The 15,482-nt window shown below is 70.7% G+C and carries 15 protein-coding genes; 2 read left to right on the top strand and 13 right to left on the bottom strand.

Features of this window, described 5'->3' with window-relative positions; translation table 11 throughout:
* The first annotated feature begins 68 nt into the window (after positions 1–68).
* Positions 69–842, top strand: a complete 774-nt coding sequence (locus tag AXZ95_RS10760) for a DUF4386 domain-containing protein (protein ID WP_018191048.1) — start codon at positions 69–71, stop codon at positions 840–842.
* Positions 843–1,033: 191 nt separating this feature from the next.
* Complete coding sequence (locus AXZ95_RS10755) at positions 1,034–1,675, top strand: GNAT family N-acetyltransferase (RefSeq protein WP_051087280.1); 642 nt, start codon at positions 1,034–1,036, stop codon at positions 1,673–1,675.
* A 6-nt stretch (positions 1,676–1,681) separates the two neighbouring features.
* Here AXZ95_RS10755 and AXZ95_RS10750 read toward each other — a convergent pair whose 3' ends face one another.
* The 13 genes from AXZ95_RS10750 to AXZ95_RS10690 form a co-directional block, all read right to left on the bottom strand.
* On the bottom strand, positions 1,682–2,026 hold the full coding sequence (locus tag AXZ95_RS10750) for a metalloregulator ArsR/SmtB family transcription factor (protein ID WP_018191047.1): 345 nt from the start codon (positions 2,024–2,026) through the stop codon (positions 1,682–1,684).
* A gap of 61 nt (positions 2,027–2,087) precedes the next feature.
* On the bottom strand, positions 2,088–4,763 hold the full coding sequence (locus AXZ95_RS10745; RefSeq protein ID WP_018191046.1) for a LuxR C-terminal-related transcriptional regulator: 2,676 nt from the start codon (positions 4,761–4,763) through the stop codon (positions 2,088–2,090).
* 90 nt (positions 4,764–4,853) lie between these two features.
* Positions 4,854–5,981 (bottom strand): UDP-N-acetylglucosamine 2-epimerase (non-hydrolyzing), encoded by a 1,128-nt coding sequence (gene wecB, locus AXZ95_RS10740; RefSeq protein WP_018191045.1) that lies wholly within the window; start codon positions 5,979–5,981, stop codon positions 4,854–4,856.
* A 243-nt stretch (positions 5,982–6,224) separates the two neighbouring features.
* On the bottom strand, positions 6,225–8,126 hold the full coding sequence (locus tag AXZ95_RS10735) for an acyltransferase family protein (RefSeq protein WP_018191044.1): 1,902 nt from the start codon (positions 8,124–8,126) through the stop codon (positions 6,225–6,227).
* Positions 8,123–8,707, bottom strand: coding sequence for a hypothetical protein (locus tag AXZ95_RS10730; RefSeq protein ID WP_018191043.1), 585 nt, complete (start codon positions 8,705–8,707; stop codon positions 8,123–8,125). The genes AXZ95_RS10735 and AXZ95_RS10730 overlap by 4 nt, the downstream gene beginning before the upstream one ends.
* A gap of 14 nt (positions 8,708–8,721) precedes the next feature.
* On the bottom strand, positions 8,722–10,092 hold the full coding sequence (locus tag AXZ95_RS10725; protein WP_018191042.1) for a glycosyltransferase family 2 protein: 1,371 nt from the start codon (positions 10,090–10,092) through the stop codon (positions 8,722–8,724).
* The gene (gene xrtR, locus AXZ95_RS10720) at positions 10,092–10,688 is read right to left on the bottom strand and encodes an exosortase R (RefSeq protein ID WP_018191041.1); all 597 of its coding nucleotides are present in this window, start codon (positions 10,686–10,688) and stop codon (positions 10,092–10,094) included. The genes AXZ95_RS10725 and xrtR overlap by 1 nt, the downstream gene beginning before the upstream one ends.
* Positions 10,689–10,826: 138 nt before the next feature.
* Positions 10,827–11,015 carry a hypothetical protein gene (locus tag AXZ95_RS10715; RefSeq protein WP_018191040.1) on the bottom strand — a complete coding sequence of 63 codons (189 nt, stop codon included), beginning with the start codon at positions 11,013–11,015 and terminating at the stop codon, positions 10,827–10,829.
* A 29-nt stretch (positions 11,016–11,044) separates the two neighbouring features.
* Positions 11,045–11,695, bottom strand: coding sequence for a hypothetical protein (locus tag AXZ95_RS10710; protein WP_018191039.1), 651 nt, complete (start codon positions 11,693–11,695; stop codon positions 11,045–11,047).
* 143 nt (positions 11,696–11,838) lie between these two features.
* Positions 11,839–12,282: a VOC family protein gene (locus tag AXZ95_RS10705; protein ID WP_018191038.1), complete on the bottom strand. Its 444-nt coding sequence runs from the start codon at positions 12,280–12,282 to the stop codon at positions 11,839–11,841.
* Between the two features lie 53 nt (positions 12,283–12,335).
* Positions 12,336–13,574 (bottom strand): DUF6596 domain-containing protein, encoded by a 1,239-nt coding sequence (locus AXZ95_RS10700; protein ID WP_018191037.1) that lies wholly within the window; start codon positions 13,572–13,574, stop codon positions 12,336–12,338.
* Complete coding sequence (locus tag AXZ95_RS10695) at positions 13,571–13,900, bottom strand: YciI family protein (RefSeq protein ID WP_018191036.1); 330 nt, start codon at positions 13,898–13,900, stop codon at positions 13,571–13,573. The genes AXZ95_RS10700 and AXZ95_RS10695 overlap by 4 nt, the downstream gene beginning before the upstream one ends.
* A 96-nt stretch (positions 13,901–13,996) precedes the next feature.
* On the bottom strand, positions 13,997–15,388 hold the full coding sequence (locus tag AXZ95_RS10690; protein WP_018191035.1) for a DUF1254 domain-containing protein: 1,392 nt from the start codon (positions 15,386–15,388) through the stop codon (positions 13,997–13,999).
* Positions 15,389–15,482: the final 94 nt, after the last annotated feature.

Genomic DNA, 15,482 nt, shown 5'->3' with positions numbered 1-15,482 from the left:
CCCGGCGTAGCCTGCGCACATGGCCCTCGGCATCCGCCGCGCTCCATCGGCTTTCGAAGGAGCACACCATGGCCGCACACACCGACATCACGCCTCCGACGACGGGGGCTCCGCCCTTGCGGCACCGCATGTCATCGTCGAGACGGATCTCCCTGACCGTCGGGATCCTGTACGTGATCACGTTCGTGTCCATCCCCACGCTGGGGCTGTATGCGCCCATCAAGAACAACGTCGGCGGGTTCATCCTGGGTGCAGGCAGCACGACCGCCGCGCAGTGGGGTGCGTTCTCCGAGGTCATCGTCGGAGTGGCTGGCATCGGAACCGCCATCGTGCTGTACCCCCTCGCCCGTCGGATCAGCCCGACCGCCGCCCTGGGCTTCGTCGCCGCCCGGCTCGTGGAGACCTGCCTGATCTTCGTCAGCGTCGTCAACCTGCTCACGATGATGACATTGCGCGCAGACCTGGCCGGCACCCCCGGGATGACTCCCGCGCTGACGACGATGGGCCACGGCCTGCTCGCGAACTACACCTGGACGTTCCTGCTCTCGCAGAGCCTGATGCCCGTCGCGTGCGACCTGTTCATCGGCTACCTGCTCTTCCGGTCCGCGATCGTCCCCCGCTTCTTCCCGATCGTCGCTTTCGTCGGTGCACCGCTGCTCCTCGTGTCCGACATCGCGGTGTTCTTCGGCGCCTACTCCTCGGTGGCTCCGCTCGCCGTCCTCGCGGCGCTGCCCGTCGCCGTGTTCGAGCTGTCGCTGGGCGTCTGGCTGATCGTGAAGGGCTTCACACCGCGGCCGGTGACCGCCGAGTTCGACACGAGCAGGCAGGTCGCGGCGGTCTGAGCGGTCAGTCGGCGGCCCGGCGCTCCCGCTGGCATCAGCAGGCCGTCGGATCGGACACCCTCGGATCCTTGAGGATGCGCCCGCCTGCGACCACGCTATGAGCCGCTTGCGGCGCTCTCAGACTGCGGCCGGGGTCTTGCAGCCGCGTCATCGACTCGCGCCGTAGCGTCGCATCCGAGAGGAGGCGGCCGATGATCGCCCTGTCGCACGATCCGTCGGGTGGACGGCTGCTGGCGTCCCTCCGCGCGCTGCGCGAGCCTCCCGCCCTCCGCACGCCGGTCGTCGCGCGCGAGCTGCGCACCCGGCGCCTCCTGCTCCGCCCTTATCGGCTGACGGACGACGCCGACTGGATGCGCATCGAAGGGGACGAGAGGATCCGGTGCGGACTCGGCTGGCCGCCCCGCACCGAGAGGGAGACCCTCCGGCACCTGCGGGATCGCACGCGCCACAGGGCGCTCTCCGCTCCCGGCGACCTCCTCGTGCTCGCCGTCGAGCGGGACGGCCACGTGATCGGGGACGTGTCCCTGCACCTGCGCACGACCGCGGCGGAGACCCGGACCGCCGAGATCGGCTGGCTGCAGCTGACCAGCGCCTGCGGGCACGGGTATGCGACGGAGGCGGCGAGGGCGATGCTGGAGTTCGCCTTCCGCGACCTGGAGGCCGCGCTCGTGACGGCGGTGATCGACAGCACGAACGCGACATCCGCAGCGCTCGCCGTGCGACTCGGGTTCCTCGCCGCGCAGGACACCGGACGGCGGAGGACGTTCGTGCTGACGGCGGTCAGCGCTGGGCTGACCCTGGTGCAGAACGCTCAGCGCTGCGAAGAACGATAGAGCGGGTCAGGCGCAGTCGCAGGCCTCTCCCCCGCAGCATCCCGGCTCGACATACAGCACGACGCGGAGGAGTTCGTCCAGCGCCGGCGCCAGGTGACCGTCCGCCAGGCGGTACCAGGTGCGCCGCCCGTCCGGCACCGCCTCGACGAGGCCGCAACCGCGCAGGCACGCCAGCTGGTTCGACATGACCTGCCGGGAGACGCCCAGCGCATCGGCAAGGTCCGACGGATACGCGGGCGCCTCGCGCAGTGCGAGCAGCACCCCGACGCGGGTCGGATCCGACAGGGCGTGCCCGAAACGCGCGAGCGCCGCGGTGTGGGTGATGCTGGCGGTCGCAGTGGCGGTGGTCATGCGAAAGACAATACAGCGGCTGCTGAATTAAAGAAATCCTGAACTGCCACTGCCGGTGGTCTCAGACCGCCTCCGGGTTCCACTGGTCGCGCAGGTCGCTTCGGCTGCCGAGGCCCAGCTTCCGCAGGGCGCGGTAGACGTGGTTCTCGACCGTTCGCACGCTCAGGTAGAGGCGGGTGGAGATCTCCCGGTTCGTCAGTCCCGACCGGGCCAGCAGGGCGACTTCGCGCTCCCGGTCGCTCAGCCCGCCCTCGCCGTCGAGGCGCCCACTCGGGTTGGCGGTCAGCGACGCGGCGACCCGCTCCCCCACCAGGATGCTCCGGTCCGAGGCGCTCAGCGGCGCCTTGCCGACCGCATCCCGCGTCCGATCGATGAGGTGCAGAGCAGTGGCGGTCAGTCGGAGGTCGTTCCCGGGCGGCGCGGTCCGCAGCGCGGCGGCGACCGCGTCCGGGTCGCCGGCGGCGAGGGCGGTGTGGAGGCGCGCCCGACTGTCGAAGAGCGCGGCCTCGCTGGAGCTCGCGACGTGGGCGAACCGCTGTGCGCGCTGGTCGCTGAGCGGCGCACTGATCGCGTTGAACCGGCGGAGTGCGGCGGCCACGTAGCCCTTCTCGAGGTCGGCCTCCCCCGCCCGCCACAGCAGTTCATCCGCCTCGTCTGGGTCGCCCTCCGCCGACGCGAGGTGCGCCCGACCCCATTCGGCCTGCACACCGAACAGCGGGCGGTGGCCGTCGTCGAGCGCATCCAGCTCCCTCTGGAGCACCTCGGCCAGCTCGGTGTTGCCGCTCTGCGCCTGCACGACCGCGCCCAGCGCGACCAGCCGTGGGTAGGTCCGGTTGTCCGGCCCCGGCGTCCCCTGGCGCAGCACCAGGGAGATCGTCCGCCACGTCGCCGCGAGGTCGCCCTTCAGGTACAGCGCTTCGGCGAGGCCGACCGAGTGGATGCGGATGCCCACCGCATCCAATTCGGCGTACGCCTGTTCCAGCCGCTGCCGCGAGAGCTGCTCGGCCTCGTCGACGCGGTTCAGCATGAGCAGTGCGTCCGCCCGCTGGGCGTCCAGGTAGCGGTTCGCGTGCCGGAGGTGGCGCGAATCGGGCAGGCCGTCGAGGAGTTCGAGCACGCGGGCGGGGCGCCCGAGCTCGAGCAGCAGCCAGCAGTGCAGGTTCGCGGCCCAGGCACGCGCGAATCCACTCGGCTGGTCCGTCAGGCAGGCGTCGAGCAGGTCGGCGGAGAGCGTCGCGCCCTCCGCCGGCGCGCGCACGACCGACCAGTACGTGCACAGCAGGATGTGGTGGGCGCCCACCAGCGCCTCGCACCGCGCGAGGAAGGCGGCGATATCGCGGTCCGTCGCGCCCGACCAGATCAGCCACTGGAGCTGGAGCAGACAGAACTCGGCGCGTGCCGCTTCCGCGTCGTCGTCGCGCAGCACCGTGTCCGCGAACACCTCCGCGAAGGCGTCCGTGTCGGGCCGGCTGAGCAGGGTGTGCAGGTAGACGATCGCGTTCCCCATGCCGGGGTCGGCCATCCATCGCGTCCGTGCCTCCGCCTGCTCGCCTGCGACCCGCTGCTCGACGTGCGAGGCGAGGTCGGTCGCCCAGCGCCAGTAGTCGTCGACCTGCGCCCGGTCGCTCACGTACAGGCGGTCGGTCGCGCTGTCGGGAGCCGGCAACGGCGGTGTGGATGCGGCGCCCAGCACCGAACGCTGCCGGTCGGTCAGCTCGGCGCGGCGGAAGTCGGATGTCCGTGCCCGGAGCGCGCGGCCGAGGGCCGGGGGCGAAACGCTCACCAGCTGTCCGTCCGTTCCGCGGTGGAGGGCGAGCCGTCCGCGTTCGGAGAGCCGGTGGAGCGGCGCCGTGCCGACCAGGCGCTCGGCGTCGTCGGACGCGATCGATCCGGCCCAGGCGAGCGCTTCGAGCGCATCCACCTCGTCGGATCCGAGCCGGGAGGTCAATGCGTTGGCGACCGCGTCGAGCGGGATGCCGTCCAGCGGACCGGTCTGCGTCCACACTCCGTCGACCAGGTCGATCGCGCCCGCCCAGCGTCCGCCGTCGACGAGCGCGGTCGCGACGCGCGGGTTGCCTCCCGAGTGGGTCGTGATCGCGGTGATCAGCGCGGAGTCCGGGGTGCCGGACAGGCGCCAGGTGAGCAGCGACGAGATCCCCCAGTACCCGAGCGGGGCGATGCGGACCTGCGCGGGAGACCGCTGGCCGATCAGGTGCCGCACGGGTCGAGCGGCGTCGTCGTCCGCGCTCCCCCTGCCACTCTGGTCGAGCGGCAGGTCGAGCCCGGCGGTGCCGACCAGTCGGCTGCCCGTGGTCTCCAGCAGGCGTTCGACGACGAGCACGGACTCCTGGTCGAGGAGGTCGATGCCGTCGATGAGGATGACGTTGCTGCGGCCCTGCAGTTCGGGCGTCAGGAGGCGCACGATCTCCGCGGGCACCCAGCGATGCTTCGGCTGGTCGAGCGCGACGAGGTCGTGGAACAGGAACGGCGCGAGAGCGGTGTCGCGGCTCGAACGCGAACCCGACAGCATGAGGACGTTGGTCCCACGGTCGAGGAAGAGCTCGCGCAGCTGCTGCGCGAGGTGCGTCTTGCCCGCTCCGTCGTCGCCGAGGATGAGCACGTCCTGACCGTGCGAGACCCAATCCCGCGTCGCGATGATCGCGGGGTTGCTCGAGGCGCTCTGCCCCGCGCCCACCACGTCGGCCCACTCACGTTCCTGCTGCGTTGCCACCCGCATCTGTCGCTCCCCTAATCTCCCCGGACGGCGGAGCTGGGATCAGTCCGCCTACTCAGGAGGACGAGGTCAAAATGCTGGCATTACGGCGACTCAGCGAACGCTCAGAGTTTGTTCAGCCTGACGGGCGAGCAGCGAGTGGATGGCCGTGGCGATCCGGGCCGACGCCGAACCGTCGCCGTATGGGCTCGGCGTGCGGGCCAGCTCGGCGTGCTTCGCGGCCAGCCCGTCCAGCCATTCGTTGACGATGAGCGAGATCTCCGGTCCGGGGTTGGTCCGCTCGGCGAACGTGCCGATGACCTCGGGGCGCTCGGTGGAGGCCCGCACGACGAGGAGCGGCCGCTTCAGTACGCTGCACTCCTCCTGCACTCCGCCGGAGTCGGACACCAGCACGGCCGCGTTGCCCGCGAGCGCCAGGAACTCCGCGGGCGGAACCGGGTCGATGACCGTCAGCGGTCCGAGCAGGTGCGACAGCCCCGCCTTCTCGATCCGGGAGCGGGTGCGGGGATGCAGCGGCGCGACGACCTCGGCGTCGATCTTCGCGAGCTCCTCCAGGATCGTGGTGAGCACCTCCAGCGGGTCGGTGTTCTCCGGCCGGTGGAAGGTGGCGAGCACATACCGGTTCGGCGTCAGCCCGTGCGCGTCGAGCACAGCGGAGGCGGCGCGGTCGTCGAGGCGCTGCGCATCCACCGCCTCGACCACGGTGTTGCCGGTGAGCAGCACGCGGCCCGCCGCGACGTTCTCGGCGCGGAGGTTCGCCACGTTGGTGGAGGTCGGTGCGCAGAGCAGGTCGGAGAGGTGGTCGACCATCACGCGGTTGTGCTCCTCGGGCATGGCCCGGTCGAAGCTGCGGAGGCCGGCCTCCACGTGGATGAGCGGGATGTCGTGCGCGTTCGCCGCGAGGGCACCGGCGAGGGTCGCATTGGTGTCGCCCTGGACGACGACCGCGCGCGGCGGCCGCTCGGCGAAGTGCACATCCAGCTGGTGCAGGGCCGACGCGACCTGGACGGCACGGGTGGCGCCGCCGACATCCAGCACGGCCTCGGGCTCGGGCAGGCCGAGCGATGACCACACGTCGCCGGAGAGCGCCGGGTCGTAGTGCTGTCCGGTGTGGAAGACGCGGGCCTGCTCCCCCAGCTCGGCGATGATGCCGGCCAGCTTCACCATCTCCGGTCGCGTGCCGAGCACGACCGCGATTCCGGTCCGGGCGGGTGTTCTCATGGAGGGTTCCTTTCAACAGGGGCGGGTTCAGCGTTGCCCGCGATCCGGGCGCTGAGAGCGGGATCGGCGGGCATTGGGTAGTGGGTGCGCGGCCCAGGCGGCGCGGCTGAGTAGTCGGCCGGGGTGGTGAGTGCGGCGGCGGTGAGTGGTGCGGCGGTGAGTGGGGCGGCGGTGAGTGGGGCGGCGCTGAGTGGTGGATGCGGTGAGCAGTCGTGAGTGGCAGGGGCTGCCGCTTGATGCCGGTCAGCGGCGGTCGGCGTACGCCACCGCCGAGCCGAGCCACGGCGCGATGTCGCGCAGGCCCGCGTCGCTGAAGTGGACGCCGTCCACATACAGCGGGTCGCCGGCGGCCGTGGAAGTGGTGCAGCGTCCGTTCGGGCAGACCTTGCCCTTCAGGTCGAGCAGGGTGACCTCGGGGGTGGCGGCGACGAACTCGGCGATCAGGGCGTCGTGTGCGGCGGCCGCGTCCGGCTCGGTGACGGGCGAGTCGGGCCGGGAGTTGGTGAGCAGCACGGGAACGCCCGCTGCGGCGACGATCGTGCGCAGGGTCTCGAGCTGCGCCCGGTAGTGGGAGCGCGCCGCCGGCTGGGCCAGGTCGGTCCACTTTCCGTCGAGCTTCTGGCCGACCGCGTCCCAGCCGAGCGTGATCAGCACGACATCAGGATGGGCCTCCGCGAGCGCGTCGCGGTAGCGCTGCTCCCAGGGCAGGCAGTCGCGCGGAACCGCGAGCTCCGGCTCCTCCGGGGTGCGGGTCTGCTCGGGCGAGAAGATCCCGCATCCGCCGACACTCCGGTCGACGATCGAGGTGCGGACGCCCGCCTCCTCCAGCGCGAGCGCGGAGGCGAAGTCGGCGCCGAGCGAGTCGCCGAGGGTGAGCACGCGCACTCCCCCGCCCGCTGTCGTCTGTGCGGGCGGCGTCCCCGCGACCGCGATCAGGGTGGCGCACAGCGTCACCGCCGTCGCGGCGAGCAGGCTGCCGGGCTTGCGCCACCGAGAGCGGCGCAGCGGCTCGGCGACCGCGAAGTGGAGCGCCAGTCCGCACAGCACGCTGAGCGGCAGCACGCTGGTGAGCAGCCCGAGCGGCGGGGTGCCCGGGCTCAGCGTGCTGACCAGCCAGATCAGCGGCAGGTGGACGAGGAAGATCGAGTAGGACGCACGCCCGAGCGTGACGAGGACGGTCCAGCTGAGGAACGCGGTGAGGACGCTCGGGCCGGTCAGGCTCCACACCAGCACCCCGGCGAGCACCGCGACGGCCGCGAGGCCGCCGTAGTACAGCCACGACGCGTGGTAGGTCTCGGCCGCGATGCTCAGCTGGACGATGAGGAAGGCTGCGACGACACCGACGATCGAGCGCACCAGGACGCGGCGCCCGCGCTCGGTCCGGGCGAACGGCCGCCGCTCGCGGACCGCGATGATCAGGCCAGTGGTCACCCCGGCGGCCAGGCTGAGGGCGTGCGTGTCCGTGCCGAGGTACGCGCGATCCGCACCGGAGGTGGAGAAAACGTACGCGGTCCAGATCGACAGCTGCAGGAACAGCCCCGTGCTCACCCAGGCCGCGATGGCGACCCGCGTGGGCCGGGTGGCGACCGTCAGCGGACGGCCGCGCCGGTGGACGAACAGGATGAGCAGCAGGATCGGCGGCCAGATCAGGTAGAACTGCTCTGTGACCGAGAGCGACCACATGTGGCTGAGCGGCCCGGGCGCGACCGCTTCCCAGTAGGCGTCGCCGTTGAGGATCTGCTCCCAGTTGGCGATGTTCGCCAGGGACGCGAGCGCGTGCGGGAGGAAGTCGGCACGCTCGGCGGGTGAGCCGAGCATCCACACCAGGACGGCCGTGATGGCGAGCGTGACGACGAGCCCCGGCAGCAGCCGCTTCACCCGCCGGGCGTAGAAGCGGCCGACGCGCACCTCGCCGCGGAAGTACTCCCGCGTCAGCATCAGGGTGACGAAGACGCCCGAGAGGACGAAGAACACGTCGACGCCGAACAGCCCGTTCGTGTAGAAGCCGGTGTGGTAGACGACGATCGACAGGACGGCGACCGCGCGCAGCCCGTCGATCGCCGCGTAGTGGCGGAATCCGGATCGCCCCGCGTCGCCCCCTCGGGGAGCGAGGAGGGCGGACGCGAGGGTGCTACGGCCCCTCACCGGCTCAGGACGCGGTCGGCGGAGGCCTCGGCGCCCTTCGGGTCGCGGGTCGGCGCGGCGGTGCCGGCCGCGGTCTTCTGTGCTACCCCCTCCGTGGCTTCGCGACGACGCTTGCGCGCTCGCGCGACGGTCAGGCTGATGCCGCTGACGATGACGAGGAGCACGCTGGCGGCCCCGAGGATCATCCAGTTCTCGAACAGCGGCTTCTCCTGGTGGGCGACCTCGAACGTCGCGACGTCGCTGGTGATCTCGCCCCACGCGTTCTGCGTCGCGGTGACGGAGGTGGAGCCGTCGCCCATGTCGACGACCGAGGTGCACGACCAGCCGGAGGCGGTGACCTTGGCCGCGCACAGCACGGTTCCGGCAGGGTCGCCGACGACGACGGAAGCGCCGGGCGCGCCCGTCCCGCGGAACTCGGGGTTCTTCGAGTCGGCCCGGGTGAAGTCGACGGGAGCGGTGATCGCGACGACCGCGTGCTCGCTCTTCGGGGCGGCTTCCTCGGCGGAGGCGAGGCCGGCGCCGGAGGTGGCGAGGACGACCCCGATCCCGGCGGCGGCGAGTCCGATGCGGATGCTCTTCATTGTTCGTTGATTCCTTAGTGTGACGCGGGCGCGGAGGCGGCCGCGGAGGTGGTGGACGGGGATGCGGTCGCTCCCCCGGGTTCGGCCGACCGTGCGGTCTTGTCCCACCCGGTGCGGCCCTGGATCATCCGCAGCAGCGCTCCCCAGGCGCAGGCGAACGAGAGGTAGTTCATGACGAGGAAGGCGTGACCCATGAGGATCGCCCAGCCGAGCCCGACCCGACGGTCGCGTCGCAGGTAGACGACCGTGGTGAGGATCGACGGCGCGAACGTGAGCACGTACCACGCGAGCAGGCCGACGACGAGCGACAGCGGGCCGTCGACGTAGGAGAACACCGAGTCGGCACGGACGATGAACGTGAACAGCAGCCAATGCCAGAGGATCGACCAGGGCAGGTCGAACAGCCACGGCACGGAGAGGTAGGCGGACATCTCGAACATGCGCGCGTTGGAGAGGTCGGGGTTCTTCCAGATGTCGACGATGCGCTTGCCGGCCGTCATGTGGCCCTGGTACCAGCGGCGGCGCTGCACGATGAGCCGGCGGAGGGACTCGACGCCCTGCTGGTCGACCGACGCCGCGGGAGTCGTCTCCAGCGTCCAGCCCTTGATGAGCAGCGAGATGGCCAGGTCGAGATCCTCGGTGAGGGAAGCCGACCACGGCATCCCGTCGAGTCCTTCGAGGGCCGACATGCGGGTGAACTGGCCGTTGCCCCCGAGGCTGACCGTGCCGGTCTTCCGGCGGCCGAACTGCGTGATGGCCGACATCGACCAGAACTGGAAGTCCTGGAAGCGGGTGAGGAAGTTGGTGTTGCGGTTGCGGATGCGCACAGCGAGCTGAAGGCCGCCGACCTTCGGGTCCTCGAAGATCGGGAGGACGTGCGACAGTGCGCCGTCGGAGAGGCGGCCGTCGGCATCCATGACGCAGATGAGCACGCGGGCCGGATCCTGGCCGCGCTCTTCGACGAGCCGACGGACGAGCAGGTAGGCGTCGTTGAGCGCCTCCCCCTTGCCGGTGCGCGCGTTCGGGAGCTGCCGGCTGAGGACGATCGTGTTCGGTCCGCCCTGCTCGCGGGCGACCTCGGCCGTGCGGTCGTCGGAGGCGTCGTCGATGACGATGGTCGTGCTGCGGCGGCCCGGCGCGAGGGCACCGACGGTTGCGCCGATGACGGCCTCCTCGTTCAGGCACGGCACCAGGAAGTAGACGTCGAACGTCTCCGGCTCGTCGAGGAACGGCTGCTCGTAGCGGGCGTCTCCCTGCACGCCGAGCTTGGTCTTGTTCTTGCGGAGCTCGTGCATCCCGGCGCCCATCGCGGCGAGGAAGTACACCAGCGACAGCGAGATGACGACACCGGCGATGGTGTTCAGGACGGGGAAGAGCAGGTCCATCAGCGCACCGCCGTTCTTGTCGAGCGGAAGCGGCGGCGCGGACGGCGTCGCGGGACGATCCCGAGGAACACGCCCAGGCTGACGACGAGTCCGGCGGTCATCAGGAAGCTGCCGCCGAGGCTGTGCGCCCACTCGAAGCCGTCGCGTCCGTACTCGGAGAGCACCCACGCGAGGCCGACGATCCGCACCTGGTTCAGCAGGATCATCAGACCCGCGCCGAGGGCGGTGGCGACGACGACACGCACGGTCCGCAGGCGCGGGAGCATCATGAGCAGTCCGCCGAAGATGACGATGCTGCCGGCGTAGAGGGCGATCGAACACTCGATCGTGATGCGCAGCGCCAGGAACGTGTCGTGGACGCCGAAGACGACGGCCGGGGTTCCTGCGCTGAGCGACGGGAGGGCGTTGGTCGCGAAGAGCGTGTCGACCAGCCAGGCACCGACCTGCGCCTCGAGAAGGCGGGCGGAGTACTCCTTGACCAGGAAGAGGATGCCGAGCGCGACGACGGCGAGGCCGAGGAGGATGCGGGCCGCGGTCAGCAGCCGTCGGGCGGCGCGCCGGGAGGGCGCGGGGGTAGCGGGAGCGATGGTGGACATCGTCGGGTTCCTTCGTGGGCTCGGGAAAGCAGCCCACGTCGGTGGGCGGATGAACGGGTGTGAGGCGGCGCGGAGAGGCCGGCGGAGCCCCGGGGTCGCGCTAGGGACGCGACCCCGGAGGTTCTGCTGCTCGGCCGGTCAGGCCGAGGCGGCCGTCGCCGCGCGGGTGGCGCGACGCCGACGGATGTAGTTGGCGCGCACGAGCGCCAGCCCGACCAGGACGAACGCGGCCGCTACGAACGTGTAGGCGAAGGCGTCGAATCCGGTCGTGGCGAGGGCTGTGGCGCCGGCGATCCCGCCGACGATCGGGGTTGCGGTTCCGTACATGACGTCACCTGTCCAATCTGGTGGGAGTGTTACGCCTGCTCGGCGGTGCGGCGGCGTCGGACGAGGACGATGCCCGCGAGACCGATGCCCGCGATAGCGGCTGCGCCGCCGATCGCCGGGGCGATCACGGGGATCGCCGGCTGGTCGTCCGTCCACGTGAACGTGCCCGAAATCTCGGGTTCGCCGGTTAGCTGCTTGATGTTGAACGTCAACTGTGTTTGGAGCGGCGCGGGGGTGGTCTGGCCGAGCTTGAGCGTCGGAATCTTCACCTCCGTGATGGTGGGCACGAGCCCAGTCGTGTTGATCTGGAGAGTCCAAATACCGGTGAGACTGTGGGGGAAGAGGTTGTAGTTGACTCCGTCGATTGTTGTGGCGAAGCCCTTATCGGGATTTCCCGGGCTGTTCTCCGTGCCGGGCACGCCGTTGAAGCTGTTCCGCCAGACGGTGCCCGCGGGCAGACCCAGTTCGACGCTGATGATGCCGGTTGGCTCACTCAGTGTCCAAGCTGTGCCTGTCATGGCGACGTCCAAGTCTTGACCGATGGGTCCGGTGGCACTGATCAGAGTGCCAGCGGGGGTCGCCACGATCTCCGCGAAGGCAGGCGTCGCTGTGAGGACTCCGACACCCCCGATGCCGGTGATCAGAACGCCGGCTAGTACGGCGTTACGAAGTTTCGTCATAGTGTTCCTTTCGGGTGTTCGCTTCCACGAAGGGAAGCTCACCCAGGATCACCGGCCCCTTACTTCTACTCAGGCGGAATCGGGCCTATAGAGTAGTGCGCTGCGTGCCCCGCGCGGCGCTATTGAGTAGTCCGCAGGACCACTCACTCCCCCGAGGGCGTCAGCTTCTGCGCCAGCATCAGCAGGATTCCGCTCGGCCCGCGCAGGTACGTCAGCTTATAGATGTCCTCGTAGGTCGCGACGCCGCGCAGCGGGTAGTAGCCGTGTCGGGCCGCGATCGCCAGCGACGCGTCGATGTCGTCGACGGAGAACGCGACGCGGTGCATGCCGATCTCGTTCGGGAGCGTCGGTGGCGTCGGGATCGCGTCCGGGTGCAGGTACTCGAAGAATTCGAGGCGACCGTGGCCGTCCGGCGTCTGCAGCACCGCGATCTTCGCGTGGTTGCCGTCCAACCCGACCGCGGTGTCCGCCCACTCCCCGCTGACCGTGTCGCGCCCGAGCACGGTCAGGCCCAGGTCGGTGAAGAACGCGATCGCGGCTTCGATGTCGTCGACGGCGATGCCGACGTTGTCCAGGGCGATGGGCATGGGGCGTCTCCTTGAGCGGTCGGACGGCGGTGGCGCCATGCTATCGGGCCGTCTCAGCGCGCGGCGAGGCGGTCCCGCTGGCGGGTCAGGTAGGCGGTCTCGGCCGCGTTGTCCGTCAGGGCGAGCGCGGCCTCGTACGCGGCGCGTGCATCCACCTCCCGTCCCAACCGCATCAGCAGCAGCGCGCGCGCCGCGTGGAAGGGGTGGTAGCCGGACAGCTGAGGGGCGAGCGCGTCCAGCAGCGCGAGGCCGGCCGCCGGGCCGTCCTGCTCCCCCACCGCGACCGCGCGGTTCAGCCGGACGATGGGCGACGGATCGAGCACCGCCAGCTGGTCGTACAGTGCGACGATCTGCGCCCAGTCCGGCGCGTCTCCGTCCGTGTGCACGGCGTTGATCGCCGCCAGCAGCTGGTAGCGGCCGGGCGGCTGGCCCGACGCCAGCCGTTCGCGCACGAGGGCGTGGCCCTCGGCGATGAGGGACGCATCCCACATCCCGCGGTCCTGCTGCCCCAGCGGCACCAGTTCGCCGGTGGACGAGACGCGGGCGTCGCTCCGCGCTTCGCTCAGGAGCATGAGCGCGAGCATCCCGGTGACCTCGCCGTCGTCCGGCAGGAGTTCGTGGAGGAGCCGTGTGAGGCGGATCGCCTCCCGGGTGAGATCGCGCCGCACCGGCGCAGTGTCGGGGCCGGAGGCGAGGTATCCCTCGTTGAAGATCAGGAACAGCACGGTCAGCACACCGGAGACCCGCTGCGGCAGGTCGTCAGCGGTCGGCAGCCGGTACGGGATGTTCGCCGCCGCGATCTTCGCCTTCGCCCGGGTGATGCGGGCGCCCATCGTGGTGTCCTGGACGAGGAACGCGCGGGCGATCTCGGGCACGCCGAGGCCGCCCACCATCCGCAGGGTCAGCGCGATCCGCGCCTCCATGGCGAGAGCCGGATGACAGCACGTGAAGATGAGTCGCAGCCGGTCGTCGTCGACCGCGCCGACCGGCTCGGGCTGCGTGTCGTACACGAGGTGCGCCTCCCTGTGCCGGGCGTCGCGGGTGCTCTCGCGGCGGATGCGGTCGATAGCTTTACGGGTGGCGGTGGTGGTGAGCCACGCGCCGGGACTCGGCGGGATACCGTCGACGGGCCAGCGCTCGGCGGCGGTCGCGAAGGCCTCGGCGGCCGACTCCTCCGCCAGATCGAGGCTGCCGAACCGCTTGGCGAGCGTGGCGACGACCCGCGCCCACTCCTCGCGGTGGGCCCGGGTGAGGGCGTCGTCCGCGGCGGTGACCCGTCGAAGAGTGGTCACACGACGAGGAGGGGTCGCACCTCGAGCCGGCGGTTGCAGGCCTTGGAGCCCTCGGCCATCAGCTCCAGGGCGACGTCGAGGTCGGGTGCTTCGATCAGCCAGAAGCCGGCCGCCCACTCCTTCGCCTCGACGAACGGGCCGTCGGTGAAGACGGGCTCGTCGCCGCGCCCGTCGATGACGGTGGACACGGACGGGTCGGCCAGTCCGCCGGCGAACACCCAGTGGCCACCGGCCCGCAGCTTGTCGTTGAAGGCGTCGATGGCGACGGCCTCCTCCTCGGTGCCCGAGTTGCTGCGGCTGTCGATGACGTTCACGAGATACTGCATGCGCACATCCTCTCCCTTCGGGCCGCCTCCTCGCGGCAGCCTCCACCCCTGCTACGAACGCGGGCGTCGCGTTTCGACAGTTCGGGCGGATCCACCTCAGACCGGGACGATGTCCCCGAGCTTCCAGCTGCGATCGAAGTACGGCTCGAGCGGGCCGTAGAGGCGGAAGTACGAGAACCAGTGCTTGCCCGGGATGGTCTGCACCCAGTTCGTGTCGCCGGTCGCGGGCGGTGTCGGGCCGAAGAACAGGTCGACGGAGCCGTCGGCGTTGGTGACCAGCTCGGGGTCGCGCGAGCCGCGGTCGCCGCGCTGCTGCTCGGTGTCGATCAGGCAGCGTGTGGCCACGTCGTAGACGGTGGCCGACCAGAACAGCTTCGCCGGGACATCCGCGGGCACGTGGAGGGTGTAGCTGCGGCCGCCGTCGAGCCACGCGCCGTCGCCGTCGGTGTACGCGCCGAGATACGCCTGGCCGACGCCGGGCGTCTGGCTCTTCATCGCCTCCGAGAAGCTGACCGCCTCGTAGAACCAGGAGGCGCGTTCGAGCAGCTCGTCATATCCATCGCCGCGCTGTGCGGAGTCGTCGAGGACGATCGCCTGCTCCCAGCGCCGGTCCGGCCAGTAGGCGCCCTGCGCGAACCGCTTGGCGAACGTGTTCGCCTGCGCCATCAACTCCCCCGCCGCCGCTCCCTGCTCGAGGATCCTGACCAGCCGCTCGGACGGCTCGAACGGCTTCCCCTTCTCGATGCCGAGCTGCTTGAGCATGGCGAGGTAGAAGCGGTCGCGCTCGTCCACCACCTCGCTCTGATAGATGTCGTGCAGCCGCCTCCAGTAATCGAGCCCGCGCGGCTGGTCGCCGGTCCAGGGGCGGCCGTCGGGCGACACGATGCGCGTCGGTGCCGGGTTCTCGCGATCGGCGTATGGGTAGATCCGCACGGCACGCACCAGGGCGTCGGCGCGCTCCGGGTCGGGGTCGAGGGTGCGGAACCCGAACATGATGTTGACGCCGGAGGACCGCAGCGTGCGATAGTCGTCGCCCAGACCATCCGGCTCGTCCATGCCGGGGCCGAGGATGACGTACTTTCCGCCCTGACCGCGGTCCGGGCCCATCTCGCCCATCGCGCCGACCTCGCGCTGCCAGAAGTCCGAGACGCCTCCCGCGGTCGGTCCGGCGGGCAGTTCGATCACCAGGGGGCCGCTCGCGGACAGGTCGAAGAAGTTCAGGATGTACGGGGTCGTCGCGTTCGCCGTGATGAGTCCCAGCCGATCCCGGTAACTGAGGTACCGCACCAGGTCGCTACCGGTGGCGCCGAACACGTCGTAGTGCTGGGTCTTCCATTGCGCGTAGGAGACGAGCGGCAGAGCCCAGAGGTACGCCTGGCAGGCGAGCTGGTAGTCCAGTTCGTCGAAGATCGTCGGGATCGCCTCGCGCGACGGCAGGTCGCCGTCGCTGGGGAGGCCGGCCAGGCGTCCGGGCAACTCGACGGTCATGGTTTCGTCCCTCCCACGAGGTCGGGTCGACGTCCCCCGACCGTACGATGCGCTCGCGTCGTCGCGGCACGTGGCGCCAGGATATTGATCGAGC

It is taken from the genome of Leifsonia sp. 115AMFTsu3.1, assembly GCF_004362795.1.
Classification (GTDB): domain Bacteria; phylum Actinomycetota; class Actinomycetes; order Actinomycetales; family Microbacteriaceae; genus Leifsonia.
The sequence above is the reverse complement of the archived record's forward strand: the minus strand, read 5'-3'. Positions and strand labels throughout refer to the sequence as shown.